Raw genomic sequence first — 16193 nt, forward strand, 5'->3', positions numbered from 1 at the left:
GCGGCAAATGGGCGCCAGGCCGCTCGGGTGGGTGCAGCCCATCGGTGGACAAGGAAAGACGTTGTCCACCCTACGGATCTACGACGGGTCACAGCGGTGAGCACCGTGGCCGGCGTGCACCGGCGCCGTTGTAGGGCCGGGTTGATCCCGGCCGACACGGGTAGGAACGCTACGAAAGGGTTGGTCTCGCCTCCGCTGGCCGGCATAAAGCCGGCCCTACAGGATCAACCGTACCCAGGGGGTTCGCCGTCAGGCGTAGACCTTCCAGAAGTAATAGAGGGTCATGCCGCCACCGACCACCAGCACCAGCGCGCGCAGGAACTTCGGTGGCAGGCGTTCGCCCAGGGCGCCGCCGGCGTAGCCGCCGAGGGTGGCGCCGGCCAGCAGGATCACCAGTTCGCTCCAGCTCACCCGGCCGGCGATGATGAAGGTCAGGCTGGCGACCGTGTAGATCATCGCCGAGAACAGGTTCTTCAGCGCGTTGGCGCGGTTGAGCGCATGTCCCTCGATGGAGAACGCCGCCAGCTGCAGGATGCCCATGCCGGCGCCGAAGTAGCCGCCGTAGATGGACACCAGGCCGTGGCCCAGCAGCGCCGGCGCGCTATGGCGCACCTGATCGCTTTCGCGGCGGCGTTTGGCCAGCCAGCGACTCAGCCAGGGGCTGGCGGCGAACAGCAGGGTAGCGACCAGCAAGAGCCAGGGAATCAGATCGCTGAACAGATCGTCGCCGCTGAGCAGCAGCAGGATGCCGCCGGCCGCGCCGCCGACCAGGCCGACCAGCAGCAGCGGCAGCAGGTAGCCGCCAAGGCCGCGCAGGGACGGGCGTGCCGCCCAGGCGCCGGCCAGGCTGGCGGGCCACAGGGCCACGGCGTTGGTGGCGTTGGCGGTCACCGGCGGCAGGCCGACGGCGAGCAGGGCGGGGAAGGAGAAGAAGGTGCCGCCCCCGGCGAGGGCGTTCATGCCGCCGGCGGCGAAACCGGCGACGAGGATCAGCAAGGCATCCAGAAGACTCATGGCGAACTCTTGTTTTTATGGCAATCGGGCGTAACGAACTGCACCGTTATGGAGCGCAGCTATTAAGCCCGTTGTGCCTGCCATTCGCAATCCGCGGCCGGCCGGGGCCGCGCGAACAGGAAGCCCTGCAGGCGGTGGCAGCCATTGAGGCGCAGGAAGGCGGCCTGGCGTTCGTTTTCCACGCCCTCGGCGACCACTTCCAGGCCCAACTGCGCGGCCATGGTCAGGATGCCGCGCACCAGCGCCACCGAGCGCGGGTTCTCGGGCAGCTCGGCGACGAACTGGCGGTCGATCTTCAGGCCGTCGAAACGGAACTTCTGCAGGTAGGTGAGCGAGGAGTAGCCGGTGCCGAAGTCGTCGAGGTACAGCGGCAGCCCGGCCTCCTTCAGGCGCAGCAGGGTTGCCTGCACGCAACCGTCGGACTCCAGCAGCGCGCTTTCGGTCAGCTCCAGCTCGATCAGCTCGGCCGGCGCGCCTTCCTCGGCGAGGATGCCGGTGAGGATCTCGGCCAGGTCCGGCTGGCGGAAGTCCAGCGGCGAGAGGTTGACCGCCACGCGCAGCGTGAGGCCCTGGGCGGACCACTGCACGGCCTGCCGGCAGGCCTGGCGGAATACCCAGCGTGACACCTCGCGGATCATCCCGGTGTCTTCCAGCACCGGGATGAACTGCAGCGGCGAGACCAGTCCGCGACTCGGCGAGCGCCAGCGCAGCAAGGCTTCCACCGAGCGGGGACGGTTGTCGTTGTCCACCTGCGGCTGGTAGTGCAGCTCGAACTCCTCGCGGGCGATGGCCAGGCGCAGTTCGTCTTCCATGCGCTGGCGTTCCTCCGCCTCCGCCGCCAGCTGGCTGTCGAAGCAGGCCAGCCGGTTGCGGCCCTCGGACTTGGCACGCAACAACGCCAGGTCGGCCTGCTTGAGCAGCTCGCTACCGCTGCCGCCGCGCCCGCTGTGCTGGGTGATGCCGAGGCTGGCGGTGATGTACAGCGAATACTGGCGGGCCTGGAACGGCTGGCGCAGTGCTTCCACCAGACGCTCGCCCAGCTCCACGGCCGCGGCGCTGTCACGCCCGTCGAGCAGGAACAGGAACTCGTCGCCGCCCAGGCGCGCGAGCAGGTCGCGGGGGCTGGCATACAGGCGCAGGCGGTCGGCCACGGCGCGCAGCAGCTGATCGCCGATGTCGTGCCCGAGGCTGTCGTTGATGCGCTTGAAGTGATCGATGTTGAGGAACAGCAGGCTGAGCGGGCCGCCACGGGCGAGCAGCTCGTCGAGACGGATGAGCAGGTGGTTGCGGTTGGCCACCTCGGTCAGCTGGTCGAAGTTGGCCAGGTGACGCAGGCGCTGCTCGGCGCGCTTGCGGTCGCCGATGTCGTGCAGCAGCAGCAGGTGGAACGCCTGGCCGTTGCGTTCGAAGGGCGTGCAGGAACCTTCCAGCGACAGCACCTGCTCGCCGCTGCGTACGGTGAGTTCCTGCTGCTGGCGTGGCCGATCCAGCAGCTGGCGCCAGTTTGGTCCGCCCAGCAGCGTCTGGCTGTTCGTCTCGGCCATGGCGCGCAGCGAGCGGTCGAACAGGCGGCCGGCGGCCGGGTTGGCGTCTTCGACACGACCCTCGGCGTCGATGATCAGCATGGCAATCGGCGCCGCGCTCACCAGATTGCGCAGCAACTGCTCGCTGTCGCGCAGGGCGGTCTGGTTCTCGCCGAGCTGCTGGATCATCTGGTTGAAGTTCTCGGCCAGGCGGCTGATCTCGTCGCGCCCGCCGACCCGGGCCTGGGTGTTGCCGTCGCCGTTGGCATAGCGCTGCACGGCATTGCCGATGACGCCCAGCCGGCGGGTCACCAGGCGCCCGTAAAGCAGGTTGAGCAGCAGGCCGAGCAGCAGCAGCAGGCCGAGGGTCTGGGTCAGGGACATCCAGGCGCTGGAGCGGCGCTGGTCGAGATGCTGTTCGTAGTCGAGACTGACCAGCAGGTTGTTGCGCGACAGCTGTCCCTGCGCATAGGTCTGGGCCAGCGGGTAGCTGGCCAGGTAATGATGCTCATGCACCGGGAGCCAGTGCGGGCGGTCGCTGCCGAGCAGGGTGTCGAGGGCGCCGGCGTCGGCCAGCTCGGCGGCGGGGGCGAGCCCCAGCCGCGTGGCGGCGACGATCTGCTGGCGATCGTCGATGACCATGGCCCAGCGCACCCCCGGCAGGCTGCCCAGATCGGCCAGCACGCTCTGCAGTTCGTCGGTGCGGCGCTGACGCAGGTGATCGCTGGCGCTGCTCTGCACCAGGATGAGGATCTGCTCGGTGTAGCGCTTGAGGTCTTCCTCGGCCAGGCGCGCGGTGCGCGGCAGGTGCAGGCCGATCATCAGCAGGATGTAGAGGCCGGCGAACAGCCCCAGCAGCAAGGGCAGGGACTTGCGCAGCGACAGGTGAGTCAGCATGACGCGGCCCCGCAATCGAGCAGGCGCCGGTAGTCCAGCGGGCTGGTCAGCAGGGTGCGCTGGAGCTGGTAGTCGTGGGTCCATTGCAGGCGCTTGAACAACTGGCCGCCTTCGTAGAACTGCCGGTTGAGGGCCAGGTCGCCCATCAGCAGGCCTTCGCGGGTCAGGCGCAGGGTTTCTGCGTTGAGGCCCAGGCGACGCATCAGCACGCCGTCGATGTAGTCGGGAGACTGGCGCCAGCGCGCCAGGCTCTCGTGCCAGAGCGCTTGCAGCCGGCGGCGCGCCTGCGGGCTGACGCGCTCGCGGTCGACCACCAGCACGTCGATGATCTCGTTGGGCAGGTCGCGGCTGTCCATCAGGCGCCGGGCGCCGAGCGCCTGCAGTGCAGGGCCTTCCGAGGCGAAGGTGATCACCGCGTCGAGGCGGCCTTCCTGCATGGCGCTGCGATGCTCCTGGACCGGCAGGCTGATCACATGCAACTCATCGCGCTGCAGTCCGGCGCGGTCCAGTACCCGGGCCAGGAAGAAGGCGCCCAGCGCCGAGTCTTCCACGCCGATGCGCTTGCCGCGCAGATCGGCGGGTTCGCGCAGGGGGGGCATGGCGTAGATCACGTCGGCGCCGGCGGAAATGTTGGTGATCAGCAGGATTTCCAGGTCGTGACCGTTGGCCATCAGGCGCAGGGTTTCGTCCACGGTGAGCAGAGCCGCGTCGAGCATGCCGTTGCGAAAGGCGCGCAGCACGCCGCTGGTACTGGGGTATTCCAGCAGGCGGAAACCCGAGGGCTCCAGCCAACGCAAATCGTCGGCGATATAGAGGGGGCCATAACCCAGCCAGCGATTACTGCCGATGCGCAGGTCATCGGTGTTGTCGCTGCAGCCGAGCAGGGCACTGCAGAGAAGGACGAGGAGGCAGAGGCGCCGCATAGCGAAAATCCGTTCCGCTGACATTCCAGGCGCATAGCGTATAGCCAAGTGCCATCATTTATAAAGCGTTTCTGGCCTCTGCATTTTCGCGCCGCGCATCTGCGCGCGGCGCTTCGTGGGGCGCTGAATCCAGCCTGCGGCGTAGCGCCGCGCCTCAGAACCAGCGGTCGTTGCGCTTGCGGCCGCGAGTCAGCGCCGGCACCAGCAGGCCGAGCAGCAGACCGGCACCGGCGATGCCGCCGCCATACACCATGTAATCCATCAGCAGCTGGTTCTTCTCATCGCCCAGGCGCTCGCGCGCGGTTCGCAGATCCGCCTGGGTCTGAGCCAGCTCGGTGCTGAGCGCCTTGCGCTGGTTCTCCAGTTCATCGATGAGCGCCTTGCGCGAATCCAGGGTCTCCTGCATGCCCTGTACGCGGGTTTTCCAGGTGTCCTCGATGCCGCCCAGGCGCTCGCGCAGGTCGAGCACTTCCTGTTCCAGGGCCGGCAGGCGCTCGAACTGGCTGGGGCTGTCCTGCAGATCGCGGCTGGGAATCCACACGCTCTCGCCGGACTCGGTGCGGATCTGGCTGTAGGTGCCCTGGGTGGTCAGCAGCGTGACCTTCTGGCCGGATTTCACCGCGCCGACGATGCGGTAACCATCGGTGGGGCCGCTGCGCACGAAGGTGTTCAAGGAGTCGTTGACCCAGCGATCACTGGGCGCGGCCTGTGCCGAGGCGACGACGCCCAGGGCCAGCAGGCCGAGTGCGCCGCCCAGGGCGCGACGCGGGAAGGAAAGGGGACGAGCGAAAGAATGACGGGACATGTACATACGAACTTCACATGCAGGGGAAACGAAAAGCCCGCAGAACGGACCGACGAAAAAGGGGCAGTGGCTGCGCCGTAGCGGGCCGCTGGAGCCAAACCTGACGAATTGAAACCCGCCAAACAGCCGGCAGTCTACCCGTGCCAGGTAGCCCGGGGTCTCCCCTGGGGCGACGAGTGGCTGGGAACGCAGGAAACCGGAAAAGTTCCCCTGAGGGGATTGGGCTTTGGTAGCGCACTGCTGTGCGCGGCATCGCGGGTTCGGGTGCTGGCATGGCAAAAGGCTTACAAATGGCCGCTGCGATTCACCCTATGCCGCCCCCCGGGGCGTCCCGGAGAATACGCCTCGCTGCAGCACAGGAAGTGCTCGGATCAAGGATGATGGCCAGGACAGGAAGTCACCCGACAGGATGTTGGACGGCCAGAAAGAACCCGCTTCGGCGGGTTTTTTATTGCCTGGAAAAAACCACGGGCATCAAGCCGGGCCGCGAGGCGGCGCCGGCTTGAATCGCAACGACCCTTACGAGCGCTGCCGGACGACCACCGTCCCCGCCAGCTTGTCATGCCAGCCTTGCTTGCGAGCGTCAAAGGCGGCCCAGACAAAGCCCAGGCCCAGCGGCAGGGACGACAGGATATAGGCGAAGTAGCGACCCACGGCCTGGCCGGTGGTCAGCGCGTTGCCCGTCTCGGCATCCACCACCTGAGCGGAAACCGCCATCTTCCCGGGGGTGGCCCGCTTGTACAGCCAGAACAGGATGATCGCCACGGCAGGCAGCACGTAGGAGATCAGGACATCGGCAACCCCGGCGATCGCCGGCGCGTACGGGTCCGTGAAGTACTCCGTCCCGTAGAAGGCGATCAGCAGCGGCGCGCTGATAACGGTGAGGATGATGGCGTCGATAAGAGTCGCGCCGACACGCGCCCAGAAACCGACATATTCGATAGTGCTTTCTTGCATTGGGATTTTCCTGGCAGAACTGAATTCAAGGGTGTAGCGGCGCCAGTGTGCATGAGCAGGCGCGGCCACCTGAAGACAGAAAGCCTCGCCGGGTTCACACGAAACACCTTGTGTTGATCGGCGTCAGCAGCCACCGGGACGCAGTTCACAAAATGGGGCGGGAACTGGAACGGTAGGGGGCGGACGATTCTGGGTGGAGCAGGCATGGCTCGCCGAACTGGGCTGTTTCCTAAGTTGACACTGGGTTGGGCCCCAGGTCCTGAGAGTTTTGGATTCGGGGTGGTTGGCCTCCGGTGTCGTCGAGTGACCGCTATCGGCCAATAGCGGACATAGGCAGACGGCAGCTGCCGCTCAGAAGCGGACAGTCATCGATAAATGATCCAGTCCTCTTTTATACGGGTGGCACTGGTGGCCCGCAGGTAGATTCCAGTCGTATTCCGGCTTGCGCGACGCCACCACCCAGCCCAGCTCCGCCGTCATCTATGCGCTGAACGACTGCAGCCAGTCACCCGCCCTCAGCGGCGAAGCCATTAGTAGTGTGTGTTTGTTAGACTAATCGGACAACCCCAAAAACTAACGTTAACCACCCCGCACATCACTCGCGGGAAAGTTTTAGAAAACGAAACGCCTTGATTGCGCACCCTAATAGCCAATTAAATACAAGGATGAGAAGCTTAGTTAATGGCCTTCATTAAAGATATTCGGATAGAAGACAATGCAACCCCTGCTGCGGCCACTTCAAGAATAGTCGCCCAGCGATTAGGTAAAACACTTCGCGAACGTTTTCAGGACCACATACATAAACGTGAATGCACCGCAGACATGCCCGACTACGAGGTTAAAATGGCTAGTAGAGCCATTGCAGCCTTTTCAATTTACAGTCTCGCATCCGTCGATGAAGCTACTGCAGGTAAAAGTGTTTGCGACAGCTCCGCAGATGGAGGAATTGATGCGATATGTGTAAACCATAACGAAAAATTAGTTGTCATTGTGCAGTCCAAGTTCAACCAGGCGGGCAATGGGACATGGATAAGAGATGACTTTCTTGCTTTTAAATTTGCCTGTGAGAGGCTGCAGCTTGAGGAGTACTGCAGATTCGATGAAATCCTTCAAGCAATGTCACCTGACATTGACATAGGCCTAAGCTCACCGGATTACAAATTTCTCTTCGTCATGGCTCACACTGGGAAAAGAGGAGCAGCAGAAGCCATTCTTAGCGATATGCAACTCTGGCAGGACGAACTTAACTCTGCAGCGCTTGCGCCCGATACACTTTCACAAGATGAATTGCCATTTCAAGTCCATTTAGTATCTGCCGAAGACCTAACTGAATGGCTGCAAGCAGGAACACATATTAGTATCGATCTAGACGACGTTGAGATTGATAACTATGGCCAAAAGAATGAGCCGTATCTGTCAGTCTACGGGCAGGTCAGTGGCGACCAAATTCTGGAGTGGTGGGAATCTCATGGCACTCGACTATTCTCAAAAAACATACGGAATCTATTAGGTGACACAGAAGTAAACTCTTCAATCAAGGAGACAGCCAACAGCGCCCCGGAGATGTTCTGGTACTACAATAACGGTATAACACTGCTAGTGTCTGACATACAGCCTCATCGTAGAAATGCTAGCAGAGACACAGCCAGAGGAACCTTTAAGTTCTTAAATGTCAGCATTATCAATGGCGCTCAAACGGTAAGTACCATTGGACAAATATTCAAGGGAATCGCCGAAGAGCGAAGCACTACTCTATCTAAGATAAGAGTCTCTGCGCGGTTTATAAAGGTCAATGATACCGAAAACGCTGAAGTTGCAGCATCGATCACAAAAGCCAACAATCACCAAAACAGAGTATTAGGCCGAGATTTTGCCTCTCAGCACCCAGAGCAGATAAGGCTGGCAAAAGAGCTTGCCGTAGAAGGCTACCAATATCAGCTACTTAGGACATCGCCCCAAATTGGATTGCGGGAACCAACAGTAATTGATCTTGATGAAGCCCTTGACGGACTTGCCTGCCTAACCAAATCCTCATCTATACTCACCACACTTAAAGGGAAACGAGGACGTTTCTTCGAAAGCCTTGACGGAAACTTTTACAAGGCCATATTCAACCCTACAGTGTCTGGGATCAAAGTCATAAACTCCGTCACGCACTTACGCGTTATCGATAGACTGATCTTTGAAAAGCTTGAGGGAATTGACAGACGCACAAAAAGGAAACAGCATTTAATCGTCACTCACGCAAATAGAGCACTGACTTCTCTTCTGCTTAGAGAAGTATGTAGAATTTTTAGTGCAACAGAAATTGTTCGACCAGACGAACCTCAGCTATCTGAAAAACTCAACTTCTTGTGTGATGAGATTGAGCGATACATAGAGCACAAATATACAAATGCTTATCCTGCAAGGTTCTTTGAAAATACCGAAAAGGTTGACGAGATAATTGATCACCTGACAAATAAGCTCAAATCCTATCCGACTGCCAACGGACCTATTTCATGCCAATGAAAACTGCGTATTAATTGGGAAAAGACTACAATACTGATGCGTCCGGAGGGAATTCTAGGACTGACTCCACAGACTTGGCCGGTTTCTGCCTTTCGAGCGACCGGCCTCTTTGGGTCGACAGCTGCCAGTCACGAATGACCGGAAACACCACGTGAGCGAAGCGACAAACGAGCGAAGGATCAGGTGTTGTTGCGGTGGCGTTTGCGGGTTGGCGGGAAGTACCACCAGGCAGCAATGACGAACGCTGCGAACACCGTGTATGTGAAGGTGAAGACCCAGGGCGGTGCCTCGTAGAAAATAATGCGCTGTAGCCAGTGCTCGATGAAGCTCTTCGTGTAGATAGGCTGACCAGCCTGGACTCTCAGCCAGGATTCCAGGGTTGTGAGCGGGCATAGCTGCCCGAGCAACGCCTGTGCGGCGACGATCCCAATGGCCGTCAGGTGAGCCAGCCGAAACCACCATCCGTTGACCCAGCGCCACCCGAGCCAGTTGCCCGCGACAACGACAACCAGCCCGCCGACGACGAACAGGACGATGACGAAGTGCAGAACGAGGATCGCGTCGGCAAGAAGCTGGTAGGACATAACGTTGAGCTCACGAATGACGGACGCGGCATGGCAGCAGTGAACTGCGTCGCCTGCGCCTGATTAGGCCTCAGCCGCACCATCTACCCACACGGCCTCGCCCGGATGATGCTCCCGAATCGTTTCGAGCGCCTCGGCCAGATTGTGTGAGCTGATCGAGGTCGTGAAGTCTGTGACGGCCAATCCATTCGCCCGCACACGTGTGAGCTCAGCCGGGCTAAGCACTCCAAGCGCAACCCATAGGGCATCGGGCAGCCAAGCAGACGAGGCCACCAACTGATCGTAGCTTTGGCGTGAGGTTACGAAGTGGATCATTTGAGTGCCGTTCCCTCTCTGGATTAGGCAGTGAGCCGAATAGGCGGCCTTATCGGCTCACACGGCGAGCCGAATAGATCTGCTAATCGGCTCATGAATGAGCAAGACCATGAACGAACCCCTCTGGATCTGGCAGCAGCCCGTTCTCCTGGCAAGCCGCACCGCTTGCCCGCTGCTACGCGCCTGCACCCTGGCTCAAGGCCGCTTGCTCGGCATGCTCGGTGCTATCGAGAGTGATACCGAAGTGCCGGCGAGATATGGTTGGCTTCTAGCACGCTCGAGTGGCTGACATGTGCTCTCCATCATCCCTGACGCAAAAGTATGTAGCTCATAGGCGATTGCCAGTCTATAACCCGCGTTTCGTTGCACTCTCTAGGATGAGGAAGACTGATGGCAGGAAAGCCAGCTGCACGAAAAACTGATCCAATTTCATGCCCGATTCCCGGACATGGCGCAAACACGATTGCCATGGGATCACCCGACGTACTGATTAATGGTCTGCCTGCCGCCCGACAGGGAGATACCACTGATTGTGGAGGGGTGCTTTCAGATCTTCTATCAACCACAGTTTTTATCAATGGGAAGCCTGCTGTCATCGCGGGGAGTCTTCACAGTCACGGGGGCGTGGTATTTGGTGGCTCTGGCGATGTCTTGATTGGGGATGTGGTTACCTCAAGTCCGGCAGCCCTGTCGGTGCAAACGTCACAAGAAGAATGGATCGGTTTTTCCATAGCTGCACCGGAAAGCTATGAAGGACTTTCATGCATCGCTCATTTTGACGATGGCACTTCGCTTCAAGGTGTTTTTGGCGCCGATAATAAAGTGAAATTTTCACCAACTGGAAGGATTTGCCAGAGGCTGGAGTTCTGCGCGTCGCCGGAGCAAGAAAGCTCGTCGGTCATGGGTTTGTTGCTAGGGAAGATTACTGGATAGGGAACAGTCATGTCAGGAACCGCTGCAATCGAAGGTGGCTTTTCCACCCAAGCTGAACACTCGCTCGCTCAATCTCCGCTTGAAATGGCTATCGCCGGATTTGAGGGTGCCGCTACACGTTTTTCGGTGGACGCAATTAGCGATGCCAATACACGTGCAAGCTATATGAAAAACATCCGGAGGATTTCCGAACAAGCGCGAACAGATGTCAAAGCTAGCCGGATCAGCTCACGCGAAGCCATGGAGTTCTGCCATGAGATGCGCAATAAAATCATGGCTGAGCATAGAAAATTCACATCTGTACAAGGTTTGGCACTCGCTGAAAAAAAGAAAAGAATCGCTCCAACAATCAAGGAAATTATCGATAAATATTCAAAAGACAAGTTCGGTATAGAGTATGAGAGGCTGAGCGCGGCACAAAAGGATTCCGTGCATTACACCATTGTGGAATCATCGGGGCGTGATCGGGCGAGCTTCACCAAAGGAACGCAGCGTATGCGGGTGATTGCTAAGGTTGGGATCTTGGTAACAGCAACGCTAGCAACATATGAAATAGTAATCGCCGATAACAAGGTAAAAGAAGCGGCGCGCCAAGGGCTAGTTGTGGGCTTTGGAGGTGTGGGAGGCTTAATTGCAGCTCTAGGCGTTTCAGCAATATGCGGGCCAGGTGCTCCGGTTTGTGCCGTTGCTTTGGTACTTGCCGGAAGTACGGTTGGTGGTATCGCGGGGAGCCTTACAGCAGATTACCTAGATGAAGAGCTTGAGGAATTTTCGAAGTGGGAAGTTTTCTAAGTCATGCCGAACGGGAGGTTGTTTGGCAGGCGTTGTCTTATGCGTTTGTAGATAACGAAATTGATTGCGACTTAATTGCTAGAAAAGTCATCGGCTACGAATTAAAAGGCGTCGAAGATATCTTCTTTAAAGAAGTTGCCCCGGTCTGTTATCCGAATATCATTTCCGTCATCCCTTTGGTATGGACATTCTTCAGCGACGAGTGGCTGGAAGAAGAGATAACGTCTTTGCTGGAGAAGAGCAACCGAAATGCCTATCAGCGCATGAGATATAAGATCTACGTGTTTTACCTGCGCTGGGCCTGCAAAGACATCTGGACCTCCATAACGGACAGCATCCATGCAATGAAGGGATTGGCTTAGCTGGGTTCTTCACCGGGGTACGCGGCTTATGGGTCGCCAGTCATTCCGGACGCCCAGTCAACTGCAATTCACAGCCCAACGCGTCGATAACTATGCCACTGAAATGAGGGTTGGGGCGCTTCGTGGTTACTCCTGCAAGCCTCACCCGGTACGGAATCCGAACCGCGCAATCGCTCAGGCAGGTGAAGCGAGCCTGGCAAGCAGCTTTTCCACCGGCAACTTGGTGATGGCGAAACCGGCCAGCAGCAGAATGGAATAGAACGCCAGATCACCTGATACCGGAAGGCCCTCGTACCACGCGCCGACAATCACGGCGAATACCGGGAAGATGATGAAAACGAAGGACAGGATCACCGGGCTCAGGCGCTTCAGCAGGAAGAAGTAGACGATGAATCCTCCTACGGAGGCGAAAAGGCCAAGGTAGATCAGCGCCCACCAGGAGCGTGCGCTGATCTCGGCATACTCCGGCTGCTCTATGCCGAGCCCGACAAGAAACAGCATCAATCCAGCCAGGCCGATGGGCAGCGTGTTGAAGGTGACGACACTGATCTCCGCGCCTTTCTGCTTGGTCACCACGTAGCACAGCGCGTGCATCAGCGCAGCGGCGAGGATCGCCAATACACCGGCAAAACCGTCGTGCTCCAGGCTCAAGCCCTGACTGCGCAGGATCATTAACAGACTGCCGAAGCCAATGGTGATGCCCGCCGCCTGGGACCAGTAGATGCGCTCGCGGAGGAACAGCGCGGAGAAGATCAGGATGAACACCGGCATGCAGCTGAACACTAGGGCGGTCAGACCTGAGGAAACATGCGTCTCGCCATAGTTGAGCAGGTAGTAGGGCAGGCCGAAGTAGCAAAGGGTAATGAAGACGAAGAATCCCAGGTGTCGGCGCGGGAAGAGGATCGATTCGCTGCGGATCAGGGCGAAGGTCACGAATAGCGGAAAGGCAATCAGAAAGCGCAGGCCGGAGGCGGTAAGCGGCGGCACCGTTTCCACGGCGATCTGGATACCCAGCCAGGTGGTGCCCCAACTGAGGCAAACGGTCAGGAACAGCAGGGTAGTGGCGAGTCTCGCCAGCCACTGCTTCCTCAGTTGACCGGCTTTACCGATTGCCGTCGCTATTGCCATGGTTCCTATCCCTGATAGCCATTAAATTGAAAGCGTCCAATCACTATTGAGACGAATAAAATGGCTGTCAAACCTATATTTGACACGGTGTCAATGCTTGCGGAGGCGCTGAAATCGGGGCGTGGCGCCAAATACAAGCGCCTCGCCAATGCCTTGGAAATAGGTATTCGTGAGGGGCGCATCGACGCGGGGATGAAGCTGCCGCCGCATCGCAGACTGGCGGACCGTCTCGGCGTAACCATCGGTACGGTCAGTCGCGCCTATGCGGAGCTGGAGCGCCTGGGATTGCTGGTGGCGCGGGTGGGCAACGGTACTTTTGTCCGGCAGCGGGAGCTGGAGCGCAAGCGCGATGCGGGGTTCAGTAACTTCGTCGAGGACTGGCCGGAGCAGTACGACATGAGTCGCAACATGCACATTCCCGGTTCGGAAATCGGCTTCCTGGCGAACAGCCTGCTGGACCTGGCCGGTGATCCTCAGACCCTCAGCGAGCTGACCCTGTACGCTCCGGACGTCGGCCTGCCGCGTTACCGACAAGCCGGTGCGCACTGGCTTGCCCATCATGAGTTTCGACCCCAGGCCGAGCAGGTGCTGTGCGTCAATGGTGGCCAGCACGGTTTGCTTTGCACGCTGATGGCGTTGCTGCGCGCCGGGGACGCGCTGGTTACCGAGCAACTTACCTACCCCGGGCTGATCACCGTCGCCCGGATGCTGGGCATCAAGCTGCTCGGTGCGGCGCTGGACGAGGAGGGTCTGTGCCCGGCGTCGCTCGATGAGCTTTGCAGGCATAACCGGATCAGCGCGATCTATTGCAGCCCTACGCTGCAGAACCCGACCACGGGGGTAATGTCCGCGCAGCGCCGCGAAGCCCTGGTTGCCATCTGTCGAGCACATAACCTGTTGATCATTGAAGACGAGGCGCACGCCGTGCTGGTGGAGGATCGCCCGCTGCCCCTGAGTTACTACGCACCCGAGCGAAGTGTGCTGATCGGTAGTTTGAGCAAAGCGGTGGCTGCCGGTCTGCGGGTGGGTTATCTGCATGCCCCAACGTCCCTGGTCAGCCGGATTGCCGCCGCCTTGCGGGCCACCTGCTGGATGGCTACGCCGCTGACCATGGAATTGGCCGCCTGTTGGATCGAGAGCGGAGTCGCGAAGAAACTGCTGGGGCAACAGATCGCCGAGATCGAACGACGTAAGCAATTGGTGAGCACGCTGTTGGACGGGCTGAGTTATCGAACTCATCCGCACAGTCCGCATTTCTGGATCAGGGTGCCCGAGCCCTGGCGGGCCTCTGATGTGGAAGCTGACCTGAAGCTGAGGAATTATCTTATCGCCACGGCGGAAACCTTCGCCGTCGGCCGCGCCGCGGTGCCGCAGTTCGTGCGAGCCAGCGTCAGCAATGCCTCGCATAACGACCCGTTGCTGCTGGCAGGATTTCAGGCGCTGGCCGACGCCCTGCGCCAGGACAGCGGCCCAATGAAGGAGTGAGGCGCTTCGCGATTCGGCTCGGTTCCGGCATTTTTGGCTTTTGGCAGGCAATAAAAAAGCCGGCTTGTGGCCGGCTTTTCTTCAGTGCTTCGACTTACTTCTGATAAGCCTCGGCAGCTTTGATGATGGCGGCGCGGGCGGCGTCGGCGCCTTCCCAGCCTTCAACCTTGACCCACTTGCCCTTCTCCAGATCCTTGTAGTTCTCGAAGAAGTGCTTGATCTGCTCGATCAGCAGCGGGGGCAGGTCGGTGTATTCCTTCACGTCCTTGTACAGCTGGGTCAGCTTGTCGTGCGGGACGGCGATCAGCTTGGCGTCGCCGCCGGCTTCGTCGGTCATGTTCAGCACGCCGACCGGACGGCAGCGGATCACGGAGCCCGGGGCGACCGGATACGGGGTCACCACCAGCACGTCCAGGGGGTCGCCGTCGTCGGCCAGGGTGTGCGGGATGAAGCCGTAGTTGGCCGGGTAGAACATCGGGGTGGCCATGAAACGGTCGACGAACAGGCAGTCGGTGTCGTGATCGATTTCGTACTTGATCGGCGCGTGGTTGGCCGGAATCTCGATGGCGACGTAGATGTCGTTCGGCAGGTCTTTGCCGGCGGGCAGGTTGCTGTAGCTCATGAAGGCGGCTCCGTGTTCGGCCGAGGTGGCCGGGGGCGAAAAAAAGTGGCGGGATTATAGGGGCAATCACCGCCGTGCGCTATCGAGAGGGTGGGTCCTGGTAGGCGGGATGCCGGCTTTGCAGATGACGCAGGCGAGCCAGCGGGTCCTGGCGGTAGAAGAGGGCGAGCTGCCGATAGACCTCGGGAAACGCGTCGTGCAACAGATCCGGCGCGGTGAAGAAATATTCGCTGGTGACGGCGAAGAACTCGGCCGGGTTTTCCGCCGCGTAGGGATCGATCGGGGTGTGCGCGTGCGGATGGGCATCCAGGGTGGCGTTCATGGCGTCGTAGGCTGCCTGCAGGGTGCTGGCCCACTCGGCCAGGCGCATGTCGCCGTGCAGGGGCGGCAACCCGTTGGCGTCGCCGTTGAGCATGTCCAGCTTGTGGGCCAGCTCGTGGATCACCAGGTTGTAGGCGTCCCAGCCGCCGCTGTCCTGCACGCCCGGCCAGGCGAGGATCACCGGGCCGCGATGCCAGGCTTCGCCGCTGCGCGCTTCTTCATATATATGTTCGACGCCGCTGGGGTCGCGGTGCTTCTGCGGGCTGACAAAGTCGTCCGGATACAGCACCAGCTCATGGAAGCCCTGGTACCAGTCCAGATCCGGCAGGGCGAGCAGCGGCAGTTGCGCCTGGGCGGCCAGGCGCAGGCGCGCGAAAGCATCCAGCTCGACGCCGGGCAGGGCGGTCAGGCGCTTGGCATGCAGGAACAGCACGCAGTGTTCGCCGAGCAGCCGCAGTTCGGCGTCGGACAGGCCGTCGAGGATCGGCAGGCTGTCGAGCACCTCGCGCCACAGGTGGGCATCAAGGGGATGGCGGGCAAGCAGGCGGCGTCGGCGCCAGGCGCGAAATGACCACATGGGAGCGGCAGCGGTAGTGGGGTGGGCCACCTTAAGCAGGCGAGGCAGGGAGAGCAAGGGGAGGGGAGCCCGGCTCTGCTGGCCGATAGCCGTTACAGAGCCTGCTCGGGAGGCCGACAGACGCCGGCGGATCGGGACGCGCGCAGCCTCGTGAGCCTTGGCGTACTCCCTCGGACGGGTACCTGACCGAACCTGCCGGCGAGAGCGGCGCAAGGGTAACAGCTGTGACCGGCGGGTCAATCGATACCTTCGTACGGGCGTTTGAAAGACCCGGCGCGGAGAATCCGCCGAGCGGTCATGCCCCCGGTTTGCAGCGTAACCGCTCTGCCACGGGGGCTGCAGGGCAAGCGGCCCGGACAGGAATTCCGCTTCGGCTGGTATTCGACTTACGTCGTAGGTGCATTTTGTGCTCAGTCGTTAGAATGCCGCCTCAATTCCACCCCC

General features: G+C 60.4%; 14 protein-coding genes and 1 pseudogene. 6 read left to right on the forward strand and 9 right to left on the reverse strand.

Annotated features, from left to right (window positions below; translation table 11 throughout):
• Positions 1 to 249 precede the first annotated feature (249 nt).
• From VL129_RS08530 to VL129_RS08550, 5 genes are all read right to left on the reverse strand, one after another.
• Positions 250 to 1014 carry a sulfite exporter TauE/SafE family protein gene (locus VL129_RS08530; protein ID WP_325412045.1) on the reverse strand — a complete coding sequence of 255 codons (765 nt, stop codon included), beginning with the start codon at positions 1012 to 1014 and terminating at the stop codon, positions 250 to 252.
• A 62-nt stretch (positions 1015 to 1076) separates the two neighbouring features.
• On the reverse strand, positions 1077 to 3434 hold the full coding sequence (locus tag VL129_RS08535) for a putative bifunctional diguanylate cyclase/phosphodiesterase (RefSeq protein ID WP_325412047.1): 2358 nt from the start codon (positions 3432 to 3434) through the stop codon (positions 1077 to 1079).
• Positions 3428 to 4357, reverse strand: coding sequence for an ABC transporter substrate-binding protein (locus VL129_RS08540; RefSeq protein WP_325412049.1), 930 nt, complete (start codon positions 4355 to 4357; stop codon positions 3428 to 3430). The genes VL129_RS08535 and VL129_RS08540 overlap by 7 nt, the downstream gene beginning before the upstream one ends.
• A 154-nt stretch (positions 4358 to 4511) precedes the next feature.
• Entirely contained in the window at positions 4512 to 5162 is a 651-nt protein-coding gene (locus tag VL129_RS08545) for a TIGR04211 family SH3 domain-containing protein (protein ID WP_325412051.1), read from the reverse strand.
• Between the two features lie 519 nt (positions 5163 to 5681).
• Positions 5682 to 6119 carry an RDD family protein gene (locus VL129_RS08550; RefSeq protein ID WP_325412053.1) on the reverse strand — a complete coding sequence of 146 codons (438 nt, stop codon included), beginning with the start codon at positions 6117 to 6119 and terminating at the stop codon, positions 5682 to 5684.
• 681 nt (positions 6120 to 6800) lie between these two features.
• Here VL129_RS08550 and VL129_RS08555 point away from each other — a divergent pair.
• The gene (locus tag VL129_RS08555; protein WP_325412056.1) at positions 6801 to 8630 is read left to right on the forward strand and encodes an AIPR family protein; all 1830 of its coding nucleotides are present in this window, start codon (positions 6801 to 6803) and stop codon (positions 8628 to 8630) included.
• Positions 8631 to 8809: 179 nt separating this feature from the next.
• Here VL129_RS08555 and VL129_RS08560 read toward each other — a convergent pair whose 3' ends face one another.
• Complete coding sequence (locus VL129_RS08560; RefSeq protein ID WP_325412058.1) at positions 8810 to 9214, reverse strand: DUF2784 domain-containing protein; 405 nt, start codon at positions 9212 to 9214, stop codon at positions 8810 to 8812.
• A gap of 424 nt (positions 9215 to 9638) precedes the next feature.
• On the opposite strand from VL129_RS08560, the pseudogene VL129_RS08565 reads away from it, so the two are divergent.
• The 4 genes and pseudogenes from VL129_RS08565 to VL129_RS08580 form a co-directional block, all read left to right on the forward strand.
• Positions 9639 to 9776 (forward strand): annotated as a pseudogene (locus tag VL129_RS08565) (DUF4172 domain-containing protein); the annotation flags it as partial.
• Positions 9777 to 9919: 143 nt separating this feature from the next.
• Complete coding sequence (locus tag VL129_RS08570; protein WP_325412060.1) at positions 9920 to 10462, forward strand: PAAR domain-containing protein; 543 nt, start codon at positions 9920 to 9922, stop codon at positions 10460 to 10462.
• Between the two features lie 9 nt (positions 10463 to 10471).
• A complete protein-coding gene (locus VL129_RS08575) occupies positions 10472 to 11254 on the forward strand; it encodes a hypothetical protein (protein WP_325412062.1) in 783 nt (260 codons plus the stop codon).
• The gene (locus VL129_RS08580) at positions 11239 to 11616 is read left to right on the forward strand and encodes a DUF7079 family protein (RefSeq protein WP_325412063.1); all 378 of its coding nucleotides are present in this window, start codon (positions 11239 to 11241) and stop codon (positions 11614 to 11616) included. Before VL129_RS08575 ends, VL129_RS08580 begins: the two co-directional genes overlap by 16 nt.
• 174 nt (positions 11617 to 11790) lie before the next feature.
• On the opposite strand, the gene VL129_RS08585 is transcribed toward VL129_RS08580, so the two are convergent.
• Complete coding sequence (locus tag VL129_RS08585) at positions 11791 to 12744, reverse strand: DMT family transporter (protein WP_325412065.1); 954 nt, start codon at positions 12742 to 12744, stop codon at positions 11791 to 11793.
• 60 nt (positions 12745 to 12804) lie between these two features.
• Between VL129_RS08585 and VL129_RS08590 the strand changes: the two genes are divergently transcribed.
• Positions 12805 to 14229, forward strand: a complete 1425-nt coding sequence (locus VL129_RS08590) for an aminotransferase-like domain-containing protein (protein WP_325412067.1) — start codon at positions 12805 to 12807, stop codon at positions 14227 to 14229.
• A 94-nt stretch (positions 14230 to 14323) separates the two neighbouring features.
• On the opposite strand, the gene ppa is transcribed toward VL129_RS08590, so the two are convergent.
• Together ppa and VL129_RS08600 are read right to left on the reverse strand one after the other, a co-directional pair.
• Entirely contained in the window at positions 14324 to 14851 is a 528-nt protein-coding gene (gene ppa, locus VL129_RS08595) for an inorganic diphosphatase (protein WP_027590962.1), read from the reverse strand.
• 79 nt (positions 14852 to 14930) lie between these two features.
• Positions 14931 to 15749 carry a M90 family metallopeptidase gene (locus VL129_RS08600; protein ID WP_325412070.1) on the reverse strand — a complete coding sequence of 273 codons (819 nt, stop codon included), beginning with the start codon at positions 15747 to 15749 and terminating at the stop codon, positions 14931 to 14933.
• Positions 15750 to 16193: the final 444 nt, after the last annotated feature.

Origin of the sequence: Pseudomonas sp. (assembly GCF_035497915.1) — a bacterium.
GTDB lineage: Bacteria > Pseudomonadota > Gammaproteobacteria > Pseudomonadales > Pseudomonadaceae > Serpens.